This is a genomic window from Leptospira sanjuanensis, from assembly GCF_022267325.1.
Lineage (GTDB): Bacteria > Spirochaetota > Leptospiria > Leptospirales > Leptospiraceae > Leptospira > Leptospira sanjuanensis.
Genome location: NZ_JAIZBG010000001.1, coordinates 325196 through 344506 on the forward strand (window position 1 = coordinate 325196; position 19311 = coordinate 344506).

Below are 19311 nucleotides of genomic sequence, written 5' to 3' on the forward strand. Positions count from 1 at the left end.
CAGGATTTCTTTCAAATTGGAGGCAGAGTGAGTCAATCTGCCTTTTCTGAAATATTCCATTCGTATCGGGTTGCTTTTGAGAATTTTTTAGATTCTCAAACACTCTCGGCGCTTGCAAAACAATCCGCCCCCGAACTTTTCGAAGCAATGAAGTATAGCCTCGTCGCCGGCGGAAAACGTCTTCGACCGGTGTTGGCCTTGGCCGCCGCAGGTGGACTTAAGAATGAAACGCGCAATGCCTTGTATCTCGGATCTTCCCTTGAATGCATTCATACGTATTCTTTGATTCACGACGATCTTCCAAGTATGGACAACGACGATTTTAGAAGAGGACTGCCGACCCTTCACAAAAAGTTTTCCGAAGCGACCGCGATTCTGGCGGGAGACGCTCTGAATTCTTTCGCATTTTATTTATTATCGTTTGTTCAAGGGGAGAATGGCGATTTGTCCCTGCATCGAGATTTATTAGAAATTTTGCATACTGGTTCCGGGGCTCCCGGAATGGTTTCCGGACAAATCTACGATCTCCAAATGGAGCGGGAAAACGGGAAAACACAGAATTCGAATGGCGACCAGGATCCGATTTCGATGGTTCAGTTGACTCATCGATTGAAGACCGGCGCTTTAATTAAAGCGTCTTTGCTTTTGGGGAATCGGCTTCGAAACGATTGGAAACAAAGGAAAGAGTCCTTACTGAAATATGGAGAGGACTTGGGACTTCTTTTTCAGATCACGGATGATATTTTGGATGTGGAAGGAACCCAAGAATCCTTAGGAAAAACGCCCGGAAAAGATCAGAGATCGGGTAAGATCACCTATCCTGCGTTATTCGGTATGGATCGTTGTAAAAAGATGACGAAAGAACTTCAAGACAATCTTGTTTCGATTGCTTCCGATTTTACATCTACGGACGAGGAAAGAATATTTTTCCGGGAGCTTCCGGTTTACATTGGGCAAAGAAAAAATTAGACTGGATATTCTACTTTTCGATCGGGGATATGCCGATTCGATTGAAATCGCAAGAAGTCTGATTCTTTCCGGGTCCGTGTTGGTAAACGAGCAAAAGATCACGAAAGTCGGATTAAAATTTTCGGAAGATTCCGAAATCCGGATTTTAAACGTTATACCGCGTTATGTAAGCCGAGGCGCTTATAAATTATTAAAAGCCTTCGAAACTTTTCCTTTTCGAGTGAACGGAAAACTTTGCATCGATTTGGGCGCTTCGACCGGCGGGTTCACGCAAGTTCTTTTGGAACAGGGCGCTTGGAAGGTTTTTGCCTGCGACGTAGGTTATGGTCAACTTGCGGACAAGTTAAGAAATCATTCTTCCGTGATCGTAAAAGATCGTTTTCATCTGAAAAATTTATCTTCTCTTGAAATCGAATGGGAAACGAATCGGTTTCAAGTTCCGAATTCGGATTCGATTGCGGTCGTGATGGATCTGAGTTTTATTTCTTTGCGGTCCGTTTTTCCGGTGATTCGAAGATTTCGGGAAGAAAAGAATATTCCAAAATTGGAATGTGTGACTTTGATAAAACCGCAATTCGAAGCGGATGAAAAAAATCTTGTGAAAGGAGTTTTACGAGATCCAAAAATTCGAATTCGAATCGTTCGTTCGATTTGCGAATATCTCAGGAAAGAAATCGGCGGAAAAATTATCGGTTTAAAATGGTCGCCGATCGAAGGCCGCGACGGAAACAAAGAAGTTCTTTTGTATTGGGAGATTTGACGATTTGCTTATCTATCGATTTCCGTATCCGAAAATTTTAATAGCCTGTCAATTATATGATTCCTTCTTTGTTATCTTTGTTGGAAAGTCACTTTACAACTAAATTCTTTAAAAAAAAATAGTTCGGGATTATGAAGCAAGAAGCAGTAGAAAATAAAAAAGAAGAAATCCTGCCCTTAAATGGATTAAGAGCGTTTGCAATCACGGCTGTGTTCGTTTATCATTATTATTTTTATTCCGGTTATACGGCCGCAAATAATAATTCCATTCTTCAAGCCTTCATCGATATGCTTCATCATTTTGAAATTAATTTATTTCTTATTTTGAGCGGATTTTTGATTTCGATGGCTTTATGGAAAGAATGGTCGGAAAAAGGACGCATTAGTTACTTAGATTTTTTCTTAAAACGAAATTATAAACTACTGCCAGTTTATTATATATTTATTACCATCAGTTACGTAATCAATCGAGTTTCCTATACGATTAGTCAGAAATGGATTGCAACGAAAGAATTAACTGTACCTGAAACATTGATGGCATTAAACGTAATGGAAAGTGCGGATAACGGACTTCGAAACGCTTGGGCGGACTTCGTATTTTTAGGAAATTATTTTAAAGGTCCAAACATACACACTTGGTTTTTATCGATGATCGAACAATTCTATATCGTTTTCCCGCTGTTCTGTGGATTTATCCTGTTTAAGAGAGATTTCTTTACTAGACAATGCATTCTTTGGGTCTTATATTTTATTCCCGTTTTATTCAGAGTTTATATTTACCTGAATCCGAATGTCTTCGGTACTGATTACGAAATTTTAGTATTTCGTCCGACGCATACTCGTATGGATTCCATTATCATTGGTGTGATACTTATGGATTGGGTAGTAAATCGAAGCGAGTTTTTAAAGAAATATTTAACGGGAAGAATTGTCAGTATTCTATTGATGCTTTTACCTATCGGAATTTTAGTTTTTATTAATATAGTAAGTGATTCCGTTTATTCGTTCTTTTCCGGTACGGTACGATTTAATTTAATCGATTTCGTTTATATTTCAGTTCTTTTATCGGTAATGTTATTTCCGAATACTCTTCTTGCAAGGGGATTGAGTTTGAAGTTAATCAACCCTGTTGCAAACTTAAGCTACACTATTTATATTTGGCATTTGCTTCTTTCGTTGATTTCTTTTGGAACGTTAAAGATACTATTACCGGATCTTTTTGAAACTGGTTTGTTCTTTTTCGTAATTAGTCTTTTGATAAGTTACTTTTTTACTATAGGCATTTGTTGGTTAATTCATAGATATGTGGAAAACCCATTAGGCAGGGTTTTTAAACGAATTTTTCCACTTTCTTCTGTTTCGAAGAAGTAACCTATATTCGTTATTCTGAAAATTTCTTTTTCCTGCTTAGTTTATCGGAACAATGAAAACCGACGTTGTTAAAATACTGGACAAGGTGTAACTTCCTCAATGGCTGAGCTGCTCAAAGATCTTTATACGGAAACCGTATTGCGTAAAATTGCCGATTCCTTTTCGAAAGAAATTTCTTCCGTTTCCTCGGAAGAATGGATCAAACGGATCAAACAAAAGGATTGGAAACAGCTCGAACTCAAACAAAGAATCCGAAGAATTGCGGAGACATTGGCGGAAGAATTACCGAAACCGTTTCCGAAAACTTTAAAGCCTCTGCTCAAAATCACGGATTCCCTTCAAAAGAAGTTTGAGGAGAAGGAAGTCTTTCTTACGATTTTTTTAGGAGATACGGTTGAAATTCTCGGGATCGATTATCCGGACGAATCCATGATCGCCTTTGAGAGAATCACTAAGTTGATCTCCTGCGAATTTTCGATCCGTCCTTTTTTAATCCGACATCCCGAACAGGCATGGAATCAGATGTCGGATTGGTCTTTGCATGAGAACGCCGCCGTTCGACGTTTGGCATCCGAGGGAAGCAGGCCTCGCCTTCCTTGGGGAATGGGAATTCCCGGTTTAAAACAAGAGCCGCAAAAAACTCTTTCCATTCTTGAAAATCTAAAAGACGATGTTGACGAAGTCGTTCGCAGAAGTGTTGCAAATCATTTGAACGATATTTCCAAAGACCATCCCGAGCTGATTTTGAGTATCGCGGAAAAGTGGGTTGGTTTTTCGGAAGAACGAGACGCGCTTTTAAAGCACGCGTTACGCGGTCTTTTAAAAGAAGGGAATCCGAAGGCGATGAGAATTTTCGGTTTCGGTTCTAAGATAAATGCAAAAATTCTAAATTTAAAACTGAAGTCCGCAATCGTAAAAATCGGGGGGAATCTTTTTTTCGGATTTAAAGTTCGATCTTTAGATGCAAAACCGAGTCGCCTTCGTATCGAATACAAGATTCAATATGCAAAAGAATCGGGTAAAATTTCGAGAAAGGTTTTTCAGATCGAGGAAAGAATCTTTCAGCCGAAAGAATCCGTATCTTACGAAAAGAAACAATCCTTTAAACAGATGACCACCCGGAAGCACGTTCCGGGTAAACATACGTTGGAAATTCACATCAACGGTGTTTTGAAAGCGAAGACGGAGTTTCAAGTCGTCCGATAAGTTTGAAGGATTCGATTCTCCGTTCTCTTATTTGATTAGGCGGAAAATACTCCGTAAGCGATCACCAAGCTTCCTGCAAGATTGGTGATAACACCGATCGCTCCTAAAGATTTTCCTAATATAGGATTTTCTTGAAATTCATCTTTGATCCCCTGAAGCCAGTTCGCCGTATCTTTCAACGCTAAAAATAAAGAAGAAACCGCAAACAGAGAGGCGCCGATCAAAGCCAAATTTTCCGATAGGTTCGCATATCGGAATGCAATCACTAGACCCAGCAACATAGCTCCTTGCATCAAAGAACCGATATGTGCGGCCTGCAGATAGCGCGAAGGAAATTCCGTTTTCTTTCTTGCGAGAGCGTAAGGGAATCCGGTAAGGCTTCCGTAAGCCAGATTGAGAACTCCGGCGATAATGAGTATCTTTTCGGGTAGAAGCATAGTAGACCTCGTTTAGCCGAAAAAAATAGCAGATAACGTTGATTTCGTCGATCAGATTCCGATGCAAAATGAGATAAAGTTGTGCGGAGTGATCTTGGAGATAACGTCCTAACTTTTTCGCATATTTACGAATAAACGAGAATACTCTCCTTGCCGATTGGGATTGTGACCAAACAAATTCAAGAAGAAGGAGCCCCCCGTGAGGGCAGAAGAAGAAAAACCACACCTGAAAGTAATCCAAGTGGATGAGACTCAACTCGGGGAAAGACTTAAGCGAACTCGTAATCTGTGTAGTGATAGTATTCACCTGACAGTAGGGTAAAAATCAGTGGTCCCGGCTTCTTCTGAAAGTAAAAATGATTTTACCACAAATTATTTAAACTCAGGAGAAACCGATGACCACCAACACCAATGCAGTAGAAAAAGCAAAAAGAAGGAAGCTAAATTTATTAGAGCTTGCTAACGAATTAGAAAATGTAAGCAAAGCTTGTAAGATCATAGGATATTCCCGTCAGCAGTTCTATGAGATTAGAAGAAACTTCCAAACATACGGAGCAGAAGGACTCTTAGATAGAATCCCAGGAGCAACTGGCCCTCACCCTAACCGAGTCAGTGAAGAAATCGAAAAAGAAGTCTTAAAATATTCTCTACTTCGTCCTACCCATGAGTGTTTAAAAGTCGCACAACAACTCAGTCTCAAGGGAATCAAAGTGAGCTCAGGAGGTGTTAGAGGAGTCTGGGCGAGAAATAAACTCGTAACCAAACATCAAAGACTTCTAAGACTCGATGAACATCATAAAGATCAAATCATACCTCTCAGCGAGGAGCAGATCAAGCTCCTCGAAAGATTCGATCCAGAATACAGAGAAAGGCACATACAAGCCGATTCTACCGGAGAATTAGTTTCCATGGATACATTCATGGTGGGTTCCTTAAAAGGTGTTGGGAGAGTCTATTTACAAACCGTTATCGATTGCCACAGTCGATTTGCTTGGGGAAGACTTTTCAACACAAAGATTCCTGTCACTGCCGTCCAAACTCTCAATAACGATGTTCTTCCATTCTTTGAAAAACATAATATTAAAGTTCAAACCGTTCTTACCGATAATGGTCGTGAGTATTGTGGAAGAGAAGATCAACATCCTTTCGAATTATTTCTTCAATTAGAAGACATCGAACATCGAACTACAAAGGTCCGAAGACCTCAAAGCAATGGATACGTCGAGCGTCTTCACAGAACATTACTCGATGAGCGGAGTTACCCCCAAAAATCATACAGCCAATGTTAGCTCTTTTTCGATAAATTCTTTTGGCGACATCATTTTCAATCCTTTATGTGGTGCAAAGGAATTGTAGTCGTCAATCCAATTGTGTATTTTCAGCATAACTTCTTCAGCATGGTTTAGGCGATTCACATAAGCATAATCTCTTTTGAATGTTTTCACAAAGGCTTCGGCCATTCCGTTGCTCTCTGGAGAATAAGCAGGGGTATGACAGACTTCAAATCCCAAGGTTTCAATAAAAGCCATAGTGGCAAAAGAAGTATATTGAGGACCGTTGTCGGATAGGAACTGCGTCGAAGAAACTTTGGAATCGCCGAATCGTTGCTCCTTTGCCTCAAGAAGCATATCTCGAATCATCTGACCGTCAATGCCAATCGTTGAGGAAATATAACTTATAATTTCTCTGTCATGGCAATCCATAACAAAGGCCAACCAAATAAGCCTACCGTCCCAACAGCGTATTCCTAAAATATCGGAACACCATCTTACATTGCTTTTTAATGTGATGATTTTCCCTTCATGGGTCCGTTTTAACCTTGGAACATTCCTTTGTAAAAGTAGATTTTGTTCCTTCATGATTCGGTAAATCCGCTTGTGATTCACTCGTGGCAAATCCTTGTTTCTATTGATCCGATTGACGATCGCTGTAATTCTTGGATATCCGTAGGTAGGTCTATCATGGCAGACATCTTTAATCGTTTGCAAGATATGTTCTTTGAATTCGCTGATCGAATGTTTTTTCTCGCGCACGCGATTCTTGTAGTTAAAAATCGACCGAGAAACGCCTAATGCGGTAGCAATTCTACTCATTGGAAACCTTCGATTCCTTCCAATGGCTTTTGCGAGATCAGTTTTTTTTTACGAGCAAGAATGACAGCTTCTTTGAGAATCTCGTTCTCTTCGGTCTTTCTTCCGAGAAGGCGTTCCAAATTCTTAATTCTCTGTTCGAGCTTTTTATACTCTGATTCTGGGACCAAGTTCTCTTCATTCTCGATTCCTTTGCTTGCGCCGTTTTCCATAAACCGCCTCCACTGAAAAAGCTGACTGGCGGCTATATTATACTTTCTCGCCACTAAAGAAACTGAATTTCCTGGTTCAAAGGTCTCTTTTACTATCTGTTCTTTGTCCTTTGAAGACCATCTTCTTCTTCGTTGAACCGATGTGATTACAGTAACCGGGTCATTAATAATAGTATTATTCATAGCATTACTCCTATTATTTAGAAGCTAACTCAGCTGTACGGTTTTAAGTGGGGTAACTACAAGGAGCATTTTAGAATAGCAGGAAGAACTAAATTCTACGAGTCCATTGACGAAATGCAAATCGATTTGGAAATCTTCTTTGAGGAATACAATTGTAAGCGCCTAAACAACCGCACCTTTTTCTAATCGTATAAATGTTGTAAACTGTCTTTGATGAAAAAAACGAAAATAGATTGGCCCAAAGAGTTTGATGACTTTTCAAAGAGTGGACTTTCCCAGCCTCAGTATTGTAAAGAAAGACACCTCAAATACACGACGTTTCGATATCATTGGGAGAGACGTTCTAAGCATTCAGAGAAGAACGACTTTGTAGAAATTCCTCCTTCCTCGACAAATTCTCAGTCATTGGTAGAAGCCGAATTTTTGACCCTAAAGATAGATACGTCGGGGAAGGCATCGCTCCAAGTAAACGTTCAGTTTAGTTTAGGACGATGGAGTTAAATCCCGGAAACAGAAAAGTGTATCTTCGACCTGGGGCGACGGATTTAAGGAAATCGATCAATACGCTCTCTGTAATCGTAGAAGGAAAGATGAAAAAAGATCCGTATTCGGCGAGCGTCTTTCTCTTCTGCAATCGCAAGAAAGATAAACTGAAGATGCTCTACTGGGATAAGAGCGGGTTTTGCCTTTGGCAGAAGAGACTGGAAGAGAGTAAATTCCCGTGGCCGAACTCAGAGGAGGAAGTGCATAAAATACCCGTTGAAAGGTTTCATTGGCTATTGAATGGGATCGATTTTTTCAAAGAGCACAAGAAACTAAAATACAAGAATGTCAGTTGAAAATGTTTGACTCAAGAAAAGAAAGTATTAAGACTGAATCCGAATGTCTTTGGATCTAAACTCTCTTCCTGATGATGTAGAAGAACTAAAAAGAATCATTATATTAGAGAATAATAAATATCAGGAAGAATTACGACTCCAAAAACAGAAAGAATCCGAACATTTGGATCAGATCGAGAGATTGAAGATCCAGCTTTTCGGGAGAAAGACTGAGAAATGGAGTCAGATCGAAAAAGATCAAGGATTTCTTTTTAACGAAATAGAAAGCTCCTTGCAAGAAGATTCTCCTGAACCCGAAGAAGAAAGTCTTTTTAGTCCTGTTAAAAGCCATACAAGAAAGAAGACGGGAAGAAAACCTTTCCCGGACTACTTTCCAAGAATCGAAATCCTACATGATATTCCTGAAATTGATAAAACCTGTTCTTGTGGTCACGAGCTTACTCGTATCGGAGAAGACAAGTCCGAGAAGTTAGATATTATCCCGGCTAAAATACAAGTCGAAGTTCATATTCGCCCTAAGTATGCGTGTAAGCATTGTGAAGGAACTTCTGATGAAACTCTACCTGTCGTAAGAATCGCGCCGGTTCCCCATCAGATCGCTGAGAAGAGTATGCTTTCTTCCGGATTCTTAGCTCACACGCTTACTCAAAAGTTTGCGGATGCTCTTCCGTTTTACAGACAAGCCGGGATTCTCCAGAGATCGGGAGTGGATATTTCAAGGAGCACCCTTTCCAATACCGCAATTCAAGTTTTTGAAAAACTTTCTCCGATGATCGAGGATGTGAGAAGGGAACTTTTCAAATCGAAGTATTTGCAGATCGATGAGACGATTCTTCAAGTGTTAAACGAAGAAGGAAAGTTGAATACATCCAAATCGTATATGTGGGTGATCCGAGGGTTCATCAGAGAAAAGCCCGTTGTTCTCTATCATTATGAGCCGAGTCGGAGCGCTAAGTTTTTAGAAGAATGGATCCAGGGATTTGAAGGAATCATCCAAACGGACGGTTTTGAATCTTACGATTCTTTGTTGAAAGTTAAATCTAAGATTCTTCACGCGGGATGTTGGAATCATGCGAGGAGGAGATTTTTCGAAATTCTAAAAATCGATTCTAAGAATGTGCAAGCAGAATGGATCGTAAAGAAAATCGGTAAGCTTTATACAATCGAGTCAAAAGCTAAGGTAGAAAGTTTAAGTTCTGAAGAACATCTGAAACTCAGGCAATCCGAATCTAAGCCTATCGTTGATGAGATTCGTTCTTGGATGAACAAACGGATCGTCGAAGTTGCTCCCAAATCTTCTATGGGAAAAGCGCTCTCTTATCTTTCTGGCCAGTGGGAAAAACTGCTTCTCTTTTTGGATCATCCGGAATTGCAATTAGATACGAATCTCGTTGAGAACGACATTCGTCCTTTTGTGATCGGTAGAAAAAACTGGCTCTTCTCCGGTTGTCCACAAGGGGCAACTGCGAGCGCGGGATTCTATTCGTTAATTCAAAATGCAAAGATCTCAGGTATCGATCCTTACGCTTATTTACGAGATCTTTTTAAGTCTTGGGAAACGATACCGAGAAGTCTTTCTTGCGAGGATCTGCCAAAAAACGGTGGGCTTGTGGTTCGTTAGGCGGTTACATACAATTACAAACGAGCTCATCAAGGAAGAAATATGAACGGAAGAACTCCTTCTCAAGTTTTCATCGAAGGAATCAAATTCAAGCAGGACGAGGATACAATTTTAGAAAATTAGGAAATTTCTTTCAGAAGAAGTGTAAGGGGAATACTGTCATTGTACAAATAGGGAACTAAAAAGTATATTGACATGGACAAGCTAAAAGAACTAAAAATTTCAAAGTTCACGGCTTGACATACTTGATGAGAGCCTTATCTGAAATTCTAATTGTGCGAAACTTTTAAGACACTATCTGTTGTCATCTTTTTCTCCTTGTTAGTTTCAAGAAGTAAGATCAAGTTCTAACTAATGCACCAAATAAAACCCCGTCGTTTCCGACAGGGTTAAAAGCTTAATGAGCAATTCTAATAAATGGATACTTATTACAAAATATACTCAATGAAACAGCTAAAAAAGAAAATTTAATTGTTAGTTTAATGTACCAAACTCGTTAGCGATTTTATTAGCTATATATTTTCCATAACTATTTACGTAATTTCTAAAGAATTCGCCTTCGATATCCGAGTCGAAAGATGTATATATGAAACCGCCGATTAAAGAAGACAATCCAAGGGTAAGTAGCCAATCTACTCCTTGCGTCCAAGTCCTTCCGAGGTCGGAGTGATTTGCTTTGAGTGAAAATGGAATCATAATTTGTTTCGTGACAATATTATTCTTCTTAATGGTAATATCAGTTTCAATATCGGCAAAATATTTATATCCGTTCCATGCAGGTGCAAAAATCAAAAAGCCTGGAAAACTAATCAAAAAATTCCATCTAGATCCATCGTATGTAACTTTAGGACGAAGTTCAAGAATGTATTCTACCTTTGATGCGGTTGGATTGTAGGGAAAAATTACCTCAAAATTTCCAGTTGCTCTAAGTGCCTGGAGAATTTCTTCCGCGTGACGTTCTTCAGCAGGGTTTGCTGAATTTATAATAACGCCGATTTTATGTTTTTTACCGGCAAAGGAATAGCTACTATAATACTCTGAAAGATTTTGAATTTTTAAGCTATGGGAGCAATTTGCCACAAACGCTAATCCAATTAAAAGAATTGCAATGCTACTTTTTCTCATTTTTTACTACTTTCTCCGAAGGAAATTATGTCCAATCAAAATATGTGGTACTTTATATGTATATTTAAACTCAGCTGTGTTAAGACTACAGAAAAAATACTAATAAGGAAGTCCAATATTTGATTTATTTCACCGTTATTCCAATGAAACTTGTGAAGTCAAATTTAAAACAGATTCTTATTTTATTTTTTTAATTTATAGTAAAACTAAAAAGTCTCAATTTCATTATTATGTCGAATAGTCACTTTTTTCAAGTAACCTGCATTCAGGAATTTCTTTTCGCTTGATAATTCTCTCCGTTGAAATTCCTACTGTATGGCCGGGAATACTAGAAACGATACTGTAAGGAAAAGTCAATACTTGACCCACGACATATGTAGAATACGCTGGATATAACGTTCTATAACCTAATAATTCATTTTTTTCATCGCATTTTTTCCGAAGATATCGAATTGCGTCGTCTGATGCTCGAGCCTCTGGATACAAAGGGCCAAAGAATGGAATCAGGGAATATGCTAAGGAATATAACGATTTGTATTTTCTTATTGAAAAATCCTTGGCATGCCCCCCTTCGTGAAGGGCTACCGTTGGTAAATCGCTATAAATTTTAATTGTATTTGAATACGGGTTATAATGATCTCCGCCAATGAGACCTGCAAATATTCTTTCAGGAAATACGGTTCCTATAAGCCAATTGAATAATCCAACAGTATATTTTAAGACAGGGTGAACTGTTTGGGCCCGCCACAGTTGAATCAGATCATCCAATGGCGCATATTGGTTAAATCGTACTTTAACATCTACAAGATTATTCTCTTTTAAATACTCTTTAAGATAATTTTTTGTCTCGTAAGAAATGCTATGACTATTCATTTTTCTATTCCAAAGAACCAATTTAGTAAGACTTCCGAAAATATTTCCTAATCCATCTAAAAGCCAATACCGCTCTCCTTCTTCAATTTGCGGATCTTCATCATTAAAGTAATTTTGATTTGGGTAATACGGCTTGGAGTAGGTATATTTTCTCTCAGTAGAATAGGTACAATGTAAAAAAAATAAAATTACGAATAAGTGTAATATTATCTTAAAGTAAAGAAATGCTTTTCTGTTTCCCATATTTTTTTTTCCTTCTTAGTAGAGGGATCGGCTTGATTTTTGATTCCTCCTTTAATGAGAGCTTTAAAGCATCAAGAAATTCTAGTAAAGCTAATTTAGAAACTTGATTTAATTGATCTTCTCTATTACCGCGAAATCCTATATAAGGAGCGTAAATAAACCACCCTAAGAATATAGGTAACGAGGCCGCAACAATGTAACAATCCGTAACATTAGAATTGATGTTGTCTTTAAATCTAAATTCTAAAATCTTCCGTTCGGCGGCTATGTTTTCGACGTCTATTGACAAGTTAATTCCAACATCATTACTAAAGCACCGATCTTTAGAGTAAAGATTGTATTCGATTAAACGTATCAAATACTTATCAGTATTTCCCACGCGAAAATCTTGATTAGTATTGATTTCTTGGTTGATTAGCTCTGATATCGTCCCATATTCATTCGTAAGGTTTTTGGGTACAAAATGGAAAAGATAGGGGGAATGTTTTGCGAAGGGTTCTTGAGAAAAATTCTTTGGTCTTTCGATTTGATAAGCACCGATTGAATTAAGAGTGAAATACTTCGATGAATCTCCTGTCAAGGCAGGTTTGGCAACGTAAACTCTCATTGCAATACAATTGTAAAGCATTAAAAAAAGCAGTGAAAATGAACACATTTTGACAATAGTCGAAAGTTTGAATGCTCTTTCACTATAATGTTTCGTTTGATAATCCCTAATTAAATAAAACATGATTGACGTATTTGAGTTATTTCTATTCCAATTTATGCTCATAAATTAAAGAAGCTTAGATAACGGTATCAAATTTTTTTTTACAGGTTTTAGTCAAATTTATTTAAGAAATCTATTAAATTTACAAATCACTTATTATAAATGTGGCATGACTTGATCACTCAAAGATTCGAGTGATTAAAGACGTGTAAAAGTTTTTTAGGGGACTATAAAACAAGGGTGGGATTGGACGTACAAACAAAAAACCCCGTCGTTTCCGACAGGGTCTTGTTTCCATTTCGATTGAAAGAGGGTTGATTACGGTCTTACGGAAATCACTTCGTCCTTGTTCACAAGGTTTACGATGTGTTTGTATTCCGGAGAATCTTTTCCGTATTTCAGCTCGGTCGCTCTCAGAAGGTGAACGTTTTTCTTGTAACGGTATTTGAACATCTGATCTTCGGATGCTCCGCCGTATTTCTTAATCATGTTCTCTTCGAAAGCGTAGCAACTTGCCAGATACTTGTGAGCAGGATATTCCTTCTCATTCTCATCGATCTCGATGTAGAGTTCGAGGATGGGGATACACTGTGGAAGATTTTGTAAATCATACTCAGTGAGAATCCAAGATCTATAAGTATCGGAAAGGAGTCTTTTAAACTCTGGTCTTTCTCTCAAGTCCGGGTTTTTAATTTCATCTAAGTGGTTGATCGCCTTAGTGAAATAGTTCAGAGCTTGTTGTTTCGCAACGAGTTTTTCGCGGGAAACGACACGGTCTTCTCTTGCTTTGCGGTCTACTTTTTGCCAGTACCACTTTTCATCGAGACGCTTCTTTTCCGCTTCTTCTTTGCGGTATTGTTCGACGGATTCTCTCATTTTGAGAACCGTGTTTACGCCCGATTGGTAGTTGGATAATGCCAATCTAAATTTGTTGTTAGCGAATGCCTTGGAGAGCTGGTGGAGTTCTTGGAAATTCTTGTCATAGCCCTTAAAGTCAGGGTTCTTCCACAGAGCTTCTTGTTCCTGGATTGCTTTTTTACGACGTTTCTGCTCTTCCGTGAGGTTCTTGTCATCGTCTTCGGGAACCAACTCGCCTTTTAACAGCTCGTCAATTTTTTCTACAGCTTCATTGGCTTGCTGATTACCGCCCTGATTGTTTTGCTGAGCTAAAACAGACAGGTTGAGTCCCAGCACGGCCAGAAGAATGAATATGCTTTTCATCACCTTCATAATGCTCACACCTTTTACTTCTCTTTCAATGGTATTAGGGAAAAGGAACATCCTGTGCCTTCTCTCCTGTATAACTATCGGACTTACAATCCGAGATATAAACTAAGAACGAATTTTTTTTCCGCTTTCTCCCAAATAAGCGACATAAGAGTCGTTTTTCTCGATTTGGGAAGAATCTTTTTCTTTTTTGGTCGGAATTCCGCACCGAAAAAGCACGTTCCTACTTTCTTTTATTCCCCGCATTTTTCCAGCAGATTCTTCTTTTAGAAAAGGTTTTCCTTCAGCCTTTTGGTGAAAAAACTGGAATTAGTCCTATGATTCTCAAAAAATACACCCCGGTTCAAGAAGGCGCTCCCAACTGTCCTCAGTGCGGGGGAGTGGGTTTTTCGCTTACCGAGAACGTTCCCGGAACCAGTTCGGGCGTTCTTACGATCTGTCATTGTATTTCCGAGAATTGTCCCTGCCAAGGCAAACCTCCTTGGAGGGTTTACGACGAAAGCCTCGGCAAGATGATTCCCTGCGTTTGTCATAACGCGAGAATGGAACTCGGTCATCTCGAAACTATATTCAAAAAATCTGGAATTCCCCCCAAATATCGATACAGAACCTTGGATCAAACCGATCACAGCGCCGCGGTGGGAATTTCTTTTACGATCGCTCACAATTGGGCGCATGATCTCGTCCATAAATGGAACGATCCCGGTTTTAAACCGCACGGCTTGTATCTTTGGGGCGGACCGGGAACGGGAAAAACGCTTCTCGCCTGCATTATATTAAACGAACTGATCTTTCGTTATAAAATAAACTGCAAATACGCAAAGATCAACCGCGACTTTCTCAATACTTTACGGGAAACATATCAAAAAGACTCCGAGACACATGGAATGGAAAAGACGATCGAAACGTTGTTTGCGGAAGTCGAAGTATTAGTGTTGGACGATTTCGGAGTTCAAAAAGAATCCGATTGGTCGAACTCCAAGTTATACGACCTCATCGATGCGAGATACGAGCAGGAAAAACTCACGATTCTCACTTCGAACACTTCTCCGGCGGAATGGAAAGACAAAGCGGAAGGAAGAATTTATTCCAGACTTCGGGAGATGACGGAAGAAGTTCATTTGGAATGCGCCGATTATCGGTTGAAACTTTCGGAATCCGGAGGAAGAGGATGAAAGAAGCGTTTCTTTCTTTAGGATCCAATCTAGGAAACCGCGCCGAGTTTTTAAAGATCGCCGTTCGCAAATTGAAGAACACGATCGGAATCGAAGTAATAAAAGAATCGGAACCGTTGAACACGGTGGCTTTGGAAGTTACGGATCAACCGGACTTTCTCAACCAGATCTTGAAAATCGAAACGTCGTTTTCTCCCGAAGAACTTTTAGAAGTCACGCTTCGGATCGAAAAGGAAATGGGAAGAGTTCGGGTGCAGGATAAGGGACCGAGAGAAATCGATATCGACATTCTTACCTACGACATAGTAACGATGCACACGAAAGGTCTGCATCTTCCGCATCATTCTCTGTTTACCCGTCCCTTTATCCGCGAGATTTTGGAAACGATGGGCGAAGGTTCGTTGTACGAACACTTTGCGGGAGGCGAATATGAAAAACGTACATAAGATCTTTTCTCCGGAAAAGAAAGGGAAAGAAAAAATTTCCGTCGTTACGTGTTATGATTTCAGTTTTGCGAGAATCCTAAACGAAACGGAAGTGGATTCGATTCTCGTGGGCGATTCTCTCGGAATGGTTTTCCAGGGCAATTCGAGCACGCTTCCGGTCACGCTGGAAGAGATGATTTATCATACGAAAGCCGTTCGTCGCGGGGCTCCCGAGAAATTTATTATCGCGGATCTACCTTTTTTAAGTTATCAGACCTCGATCGAAGAAGGAATCCGCTCCGCCGGGAAGGTGATGAAGGAAACCGATTGCGACGCCGTTAAAATAGAAGGCGGCTCGGATTTTATCTGTGAGTTAGTCGCCATTCTCAAGCAAATCGGCGTTCCTGTTATGGGACATCTCGGATTAACCCCGCAGAGCGTTCACGTATTCGGCGGTCATCGGATTCAGGGCAAAGGAGAAGAATCGAGTGCGAAACTTCTCCGCGAAGCTGTCGCACTTTCGGAAGCGGGAGCGTTCTCTATGGTTCTGGAATTGATCCCGGCCGATCTTGGAAAAAAGGTAAGCGAAGAAGTCGGGGTTCCGACCATCGGAATCGGAGCAGGGCCGGATTGCGATGGGCAAGTTCTCGTATTAAACGATCTTCTCGGGACGGATCCGAATTTCCAACCCAAGTTTTTGAAGAAGTTTTCCAATCTGCATTCGGTCGTAAAGGACGCGGTGGGAAATTATAACAAAGAAGTAAAATCCGGGGAGTTTCCGGGGAAAGATCACAGTTTCTGATGAATTCTTGACGATAATCGGAACAATAGAAGCTTGTAAACTAAGGGAGAATCTCCCGTTTGGAGTGAAGTGTGGACATAGTTGAGTTAGAAAAAGGCCATCCGGAAACGGAGAACAAAATCAAAGAACTGGCAAAAGAATGCGGGAATCAAACCGAAATCATCCGCGGTGCGGCGGTATCGGATACGATTCATTTCATAGGCGATACTCGCAAAATTTCCGAAAAAGAAGGCTATGTCAAAGAACTCCCGGGGGTCGCAAAAATCTGGAACGTGTCCATTCCCTATAAAAACATCGCAAAAACGGCAGCAGGAAAAAACGGAGAAGTGGTTCATAGAGCCACAAGAATCGTGGAAGTTAAAGGGCCGGACGGACTGGTTCGCAAGTTCGGAACGGGAAAACATATCTTCATCGTCGGACCCGATTCTCCGCAAACATACGAGCAGACGTTGACGATCGCAAAGCAGGCTGTTGAGCTCGGAAAGAAATACAACATTTTAGATAGAATCATTTTCCGCGGCGGGGCTTTCAAACCTCGCACTCGTCCGACCGACTGGAGAGGTTTAGGTTGGGAAGGAATAGCGATGATGGATAAGGTCAAGGCCGAAACCGGTCTTCCTTACGTGACCGAAGTGATGGATCATACCATGGCGGAAGAAGTCGCAAAACACGCGGATATGATTCAGATCGGAACTCGCAACGCGCAGGATTTTGAACTTCTCGAAGCCGTGGGAAGAACGGGAAAGCCTGTGATCTTAAAACGCGGTTTCGGAAACGAAGCGGTGGAATGGTTTTCCGCCGCCGAGTACATCGCTAATCAAGGAAATTTGAATATAGTTCTTTGTGAAAGAGGGGTCAAAACCCTTTTTATTAAGGAAGGCTACTGTAGAAACACTCCGGACTTGAACGTGATCACTCACGTAAAGAATCAGACGATTCTTCCGGTGATCTACGATCCTTCTCACGTTGCGGGAGACGATAAGATCGTGATCTCCAATCTTCTCGCTTCGTTGCCGTTCAATCCGGACGGTTCCATCACCGAAACTCTTCACGTCGAAGAATTCAGAAAGGAACAGATGTGCGACGCGGCTCAGGCTTTGCTTATGAGCATCTACGAAAAAGCGGTTCAATCGATTTTGAAATACGAGGAAGCGATTCGCCCGATTACGGACGACGTGGATTCTTATTTTGTGAAACGGAAATCGGGCAAGTAAGAAAGGCGGGGCGTGCCTCTGCGCTTATGATTCGATAGAATAGGATCGTTTTGAGCAACCGCGCAGAGTCGCGTGTCTACGGGCTCGCGGATTCCCGCTCGTTCTCTTCGAGAACGCTTCGCGCCCTTCGACCCGCTCACGCGGGGAAAGGGTCGGAATTACGGCGAACCTGTCGTTGGAACGGGCCGTCCTTGGCTTGGTTTAAAAATTTGTGGGAACTCCTGCAAGTCTGAAACCTTCGAATTAGATTTTGAGTACAGGACGTGTGGGAACTCTTACATTCTTCGCTTCTAACTGAGTTTGCATGTGAAACTATTGTAGGAACTCCTGCGAACTTTTTTCCTACGATTGGTTTTTAGATCAAACAAGTGTAGGAACTCATACGGATTCAAGAATCACAGTCGGACAAAGAGTCGCAAAAATCGAATAACCTAACGAACCGGAGTTTTGTTTTCGCCAACCGGAGCCTTTTTTGTCGCCGTAGCAGGCTTCGCATCTTTCAATCTCTTGATATACCAATGCATCATATTCTGGCCGTTGTCTTCCCAGGCAAATTCGCTGAAATGAGAAAACGCCCGTTCGGAGGCGCAATAGGTCTGCGGAGAAAACAACTGCGGACGTTTTGCAATCGTTTCCGCGAGATTCTTTTCCATTTTCGTCGAGTTTCCGCAAACGGAATGGTGATACCGATCATGAACCGAAGAATCGCTTGGAATCGTATTCAGGTCCAAATCCTTCGCGTTGGCGTTCGTCAACAAACTGAGAATCCGTTCGTATTCGTTGGGTTTGTTTTCTTGAAGAATCTTTACCGCTTCCAGATGAATGTTCTTTCCCTCTTTGTCGAAGAGATTTACGTTCGCGCCTTTGGAAATCAAATATTCCGTAATATCGACTCTACCCCGAAGAATCGCCTTTTTTAAAGGAGAATCTCCGTGGATATCCAAAATGTTCGGATCGGCTCCGTATCCGATTAACGTTTTCGTAATATTCAAATCGGTCGAATAGATGAGCGCGGTATCGCGTCCGATGGGAACGTTTCCTCCGTAAGGAACGGGTTTGAAACATTCGTAGTTGCGGACGTTCGGATCGGAACCGCTGGAAAGTAAAAGTTCGATGAAATCGGGATTGCCGTTCATCACGGCAACGCTCAAAGCGTTGTAACATTCTCCGATTGCGTTTACGTTTTCTCCCTGTCGAAGTAAAGATCGCGCTTCTTCTAAATTTCTTTCTTTAATCGCTCGAATGAGTTTTGTGTCATGGCTGCAATCGCAGAGAAGGAGCGCGATTAAAACGAAGAAGGCGAAATTCTTCATGGATTCTTTTTTTTAAATCGAAAAGAAATTCTATTGAATCCCGAATTTCTTTTTGAGTTCGTTTTTTGTTTGTTCCCAAAGCGCGGGAGTTTTCAAACTCAGAGCGTACGAAGAATTCGAATCCGCAGTTTTCAGAAGCTGTTCCGCTTCGGTGACTAACGCCCTCAAATCTTCCAAGCCAAAGTTAGCGGAAACTCCTTTGGTCTGATGAAGCTCCGCTTGAAGGTCCGCATCTTTTTTTTCCTCGGTAAAACGAACGATGTTTTTGACTCGAACTTCCATATTTGTGAGGAGAGATTCCACCATTTCTTTTAACCATGCGGCTTCTTCCTCATCGTCTCCCTGTTTCAGAGAATCCAGTCTGTTCCAGTCCACAAGCATGTCGCGACCTCGCTCCAAATTTATTTTTTTCGGGTAAAGAAATGCAATTTTTCAACGAAGTTTACGCTTGTTCAAGAAATCTTTAAAAGCTTGAATAAAAAAGCCGAGTCGATTTTTGTATTTTAGAACCGAAGTGA

Annotated in this window: 19 protein-coding genes and 3 pseudogenes; 14 read left to right on the forward strand and 8 right to left on the reverse strand. The window is 40.7% G+C overall.

All coding sequences use genetic code 11. From position 1 onward, the window contains the following. Nucleotides 1–27 precede the first annotated feature (27 nt). From LFX25_RS01550 to LFX25_RS01565, 4 genes are all read left to right on the forward strand, one after another. The gene (locus LFX25_RS01550; protein WP_238728567.1) at nucleotides 28–969 is read left to right on the forward strand and encodes a polyprenyl synthetase family protein; all 942 of its coding nucleotides are present in this window, start codon (nucleotides 28–30) and stop codon (nucleotides 967–969) included. Then, nucleotides 950–1729, forward strand: a complete 780-nt coding sequence (locus LFX25_RS01555; RefSeq protein WP_238728568.1) for a TlyA family RNA methyltransferase — start codon at nucleotides 950–952, stop codon at nucleotides 1727–1729. Before LFX25_RS01550 ends, LFX25_RS01555 begins: the two co-directional genes overlap by 20 nt. A 131-nt stretch (nucleotides 1730–1860) precedes the next feature. Further along, on the forward strand, nucleotides 1861–3099 hold the full coding sequence (locus LFX25_RS01560; protein ID WP_238728569.1) for an acyltransferase family protein: 1239 nt from the start codon (nucleotides 1861–1863) through the stop codon (nucleotides 3097–3099). A 99-nt stretch (nucleotides 3100–3198) separates the two neighbouring features. Then, on the forward strand, nucleotides 3199–4305 hold the full coding sequence (locus LFX25_RS01565; RefSeq protein ID WP_238728570.1) for a DNA alkylation repair protein: 1107 nt from the start codon (nucleotides 3199–3201) through the stop codon (nucleotides 4303–4305). Nucleotides 4306–4340: 35 nt separating this feature from the next. Here LFX25_RS01565 and LFX25_RS01570 read toward each other — a convergent pair whose 3' ends face one another. Continuing rightward, a complete protein-coding gene (locus tag LFX25_RS01570) occupies nucleotides 4341–4742 on the reverse strand; it encodes a hypothetical protein (RefSeq protein WP_238728571.1) in 402 nt (133 codons plus the stop codon). A gap of 395 nt (nucleotides 4743–5137) precedes the next feature. Between LFX25_RS01570 and LFX25_RS01575 the strand changes: the two are divergent. After that, nucleotides 5138–5995 (forward strand): annotated as a pseudogene (locus tag LFX25_RS01575) (DDE-type integrase/transposase/recombinase); the annotation flags it as partial. Between the two features lie 18 nt (nucleotides 5996–6013). On the opposite strand, the gene LFX25_RS01580 reads toward LFX25_RS01575, so the two are convergent. Next, nucleotides 6014–7227, reverse strand: a protein-coding gene (locus tag LFX25_RS01580; RefSeq protein ID WP_238728572.1) for an IS3 family transposase whose coding sequence is annotated in 2 segments (ribosomal slippage) — nucleotides 6014–6885 and nucleotides 6885–7227 — 1215 coding nt in all. Because the reading frame shifts where the segments join, the coding sequence is not laid out codon by codon here. 63 nt (nucleotides 7228–7290) lie between these two features. On the opposite strand from LFX25_RS01580, the pseudogene LFX25_RS20895 reads away from it, so the two are divergent. The 5 genes and pseudogenes from LFX25_RS20895 to LFX25_RS21020 form a co-directional block, all read left to right on the forward strand. After that, a pseudogene (locus LFX25_RS20895) lies at nucleotides 7291–7413 on the forward strand (IS481 family transposase); the annotation flags it as partial. Nucleotides 7414–7440: 27 nt separating this feature from the next. Further along, nucleotides 7441–7728: an IS66 family insertion sequence element accessory protein TnpA gene (tnpA, locus tag LFX25_RS01585; protein ID WP_118966454.1), complete on the forward strand. Its 288-nt coding sequence runs from the start codon at nucleotides 7441–7443 to the stop codon at nucleotides 7726–7728. Next, nucleotides 7719–8066 carry an IS66 family insertion sequence element accessory protein TnpB gene (gene tnpB / locus LFX25_RS01590; protein WP_118966397.1) on the forward strand — a complete coding sequence of 116 codons (348 nt, stop codon included), beginning with the start codon at nucleotides 7719–7721 and terminating at the stop codon, nucleotides 8064–8066. Before tnpA ends, tnpB begins: the two co-directional genes overlap by 10 nt. A gap of 43 nt (nucleotides 8067–8109) precedes the next feature. After that, complete coding sequence (gene tnpC / locus LFX25_RS01595) at nucleotides 8110–9687, forward strand: IS66 family transposase (RefSeq protein WP_118966396.1); 1578 nt, start codon at nucleotides 8110–8112, stop codon at nucleotides 9685–9687. 9 nt (nucleotides 9688–9696) lie between these two features. Continuing rightward, nucleotides 9697–9810: pseudogene (locus LFX25_RS21020) on the forward strand (IS481 family transposase); the annotation flags it as partial. Nucleotides 9811–10161: 351 nt separating this feature from the next. Here LFX25_RS21020 and LFX25_RS01600 read toward each other — a convergent pair. From LFX25_RS01600 to fcpA, 4 genes are all read right to left on the reverse strand, one after another. Beyond that, nucleotides 10162–10812 carry a hypothetical protein gene (locus LFX25_RS01600; RefSeq protein WP_238728573.1) on the reverse strand — a complete coding sequence of 217 codons (651 nt, stop codon included), beginning with the start codon at nucleotides 10810–10812 and terminating at the stop codon, nucleotides 10162–10164. A 228-nt stretch (nucleotides 10813–11040) separates the two neighbouring features. Then, entirely contained in the window at nucleotides 11041–11928 is an 888-nt protein-coding gene (locus LFX25_RS01605) for a hypothetical protein (RefSeq protein ID WP_238728574.1), read from the reverse strand. Then, the gene (locus LFX25_RS01610) at nucleotides 11897–12658 is read right to left on the reverse strand and encodes a hypothetical protein (protein WP_238728575.1); all 762 of its coding nucleotides are present in this window, start codon (nucleotides 12656–12658) and stop codon (nucleotides 11897–11899) included. The genes LFX25_RS01605 and LFX25_RS01610 overlap by 32 nt, the downstream gene beginning before the upstream one ends. A 297-nt stretch (nucleotides 12659–12955) precedes the next feature. Continuing rightward, the gene (gene fcpA, locus LFX25_RS01615) at nucleotides 12956–13867 is read right to left on the reverse strand and encodes a flagellar coiling protein FcpA (RefSeq protein WP_026131228.1); all 912 of its coding nucleotides are present in this window, start codon (nucleotides 13865–13867) and stop codon (nucleotides 12956–12958) included. 314 nt (nucleotides 13868–14181) lie between these two features. Here fcpA and zapE point away from each other — a divergent pair, with 314 nt between their 5' ends. The 4 genes from zapE (at nucleotide 14182) to LFX25_RS01635 (ending at nucleotide 17480) form a co-directional block, all read left to right on the forward strand. Next, complete coding sequence (zapE, locus tag LFX25_RS01620) at nucleotides 14182–15039, forward strand: AFG1/ZapE family ATPase (protein ID WP_004766621.1); 858 nt, start codon at nucleotides 14182–14184, stop codon at nucleotides 15037–15039. Next, nucleotides 15036–15485, forward strand: a complete 450-nt coding sequence (gene folK / locus LFX25_RS01625) for a 2-amino-4-hydroxy-6-hydroxymethyldihydropteridine diphosphokinase (protein WP_238728576.1) — start codon at nucleotides 15036–15038, stop codon at nucleotides 15483–15485. The genes zapE and folK overlap by 4 nt, the downstream gene beginning before the upstream one ends. Continuing rightward, nucleotides 15469–16266, forward strand: a complete 798-nt coding sequence (gene panB, locus LFX25_RS01630; RefSeq protein WP_238728577.1) for a 3-methyl-2-oxobutanoate hydroxymethyltransferase — start codon at nucleotides 15469–15471, stop codon at nucleotides 16264–16266. Before folK ends, panB begins: the two co-directional genes overlap by 17 nt. Before the next feature lie 71 nt (nucleotides 16267–16337). Then, nucleotides 16338–17480 (forward strand): N-acetylneuraminate synthase family protein, encoded by a 1143-nt coding sequence (locus LFX25_RS01635; RefSeq protein WP_238728578.1) that lies wholly within the window; start codon nucleotides 16338–16340, stop codon nucleotides 17478–17480. A gap of 431 nt (nucleotides 17481–17911) precedes the next feature. On the opposite strand, the gene LFX25_RS01640 is transcribed toward LFX25_RS01635, so the two are convergent. Both LFX25_RS01640 and LFX25_RS01645 read right to left on the reverse strand, forming a co-directional pair. Then, a complete protein-coding gene (locus tag LFX25_RS01640; protein WP_238728579.1) occupies nucleotides 17912–18793 on the reverse strand; it encodes an ankyrin repeat domain-containing protein in 882 nt (293 codons plus the stop codon). Nucleotides 18794–18823: 30 nt separating this feature from the next. Then, nucleotides 18824–19174 carry an Hpt domain-containing protein gene (locus LFX25_RS01645; RefSeq protein ID WP_238728580.1) on the reverse strand — a complete coding sequence of 117 codons (351 nt, stop codon included), beginning with the start codon at nucleotides 19172–19174 and terminating at the stop codon, nucleotides 18824–18826. Between the last annotated feature and the right edge of the window lie 137 nt (nucleotides 19175–19311).

Coding starts and splice junctions, on each gene's coding strand:
- tnpA (WP_118966454.1), top strand. CDS start 7,441: ATGAAAAAAACGAAAATAGATTGGCCCAAAGAGTTTGATGACTTTTCA.
- LFX25_RS01605 (WP_238728574.1), bottom strand. CDS start 11,928: ATGGGAAACAGAAAAGCATTTCTTTACTTTAAGATAATATTACACTTA.
- tnpC (WP_118966396.1), top strand. CDS start 8,110: ATGTCTTTGGATCTAAACTCTCTTCCTGATGATGTAGAAGAACTAAAA.
- LFX25_RS01645 (WP_238728580.1), bottom strand. CDS start 19,174: ATGCTTGTGGACTGGAACAGACTGGATTCTCTGAAACAGGGAGACGAT.
- LFX25_RS01565 (WP_238728570.1), top strand. CDS start 3,199: ATGGCTGAGCTGCTCAAAGATCTTTATACGGAAACCGTATTGCGTAAA.
- folK (WP_238728576.1), top strand. CDS start 15,036: ATGAAAGAAGCGTTTCTTTCTTTAGGATCCAATCTAGGAAACCGCGCC.
- fcpA (WP_026131228.1), bottom strand. CDS start 13,867: ATGAAGGTGATGAAAAGCATATTCATTCTTCTGGCCGTGCTGGGACTC.
- zapE (WP_004766621.1), top strand. CDS start 14,182: ATGATTCTCAAAAAATACACCCCGGTTCAAGAAGGCGCTCCCAACTGT.
- LFX25_RS01600 (WP_238728573.1), bottom strand. CDS start 10,812: ATGAGAAAAAGTAGCATTGCAATTCTTTTAATTGGATTAGCGTTTGTG.
- LFX25_RS01640 (WP_238728579.1), bottom strand. CDS start 18,793: ATGAAGAATTTCGCCTTCTTCGTTTTAATCGCGCTCCTTCTCTGCGAT.
- panB (WP_238728577.1), top strand. CDS start 15,469: ATGAAAAACGTACATAAGATCTTTTCTCCGGAAAAGAAAGGGAAAGAA.
- tnpB (WP_118966397.1), top strand. CDS start 7,719: ATGGAGTTAAATCCCGGAAACAGAAAAGTGTATCTTCGACCTGGGGCG.
- LFX25_RS01610 (WP_238728575.1), bottom strand. CDS start 12,658: ATGTTTTATTTAATTAGGGATTATCAAACGAAACATTATAGTGAAAGA.
- LFX25_RS01560 (WP_238728569.1), top strand. CDS start 1,861: ATGAAGCAAGAAGCAGTAGAAAATAAAAAAGAAGAAATCCTGCCCTTA.
- LFX25_RS01570 (WP_238728571.1), bottom strand. CDS start 4,742: ATGCTTCTACCCGAAAAGATACTCATTATCGCCGGAGTTCTCAATCTG.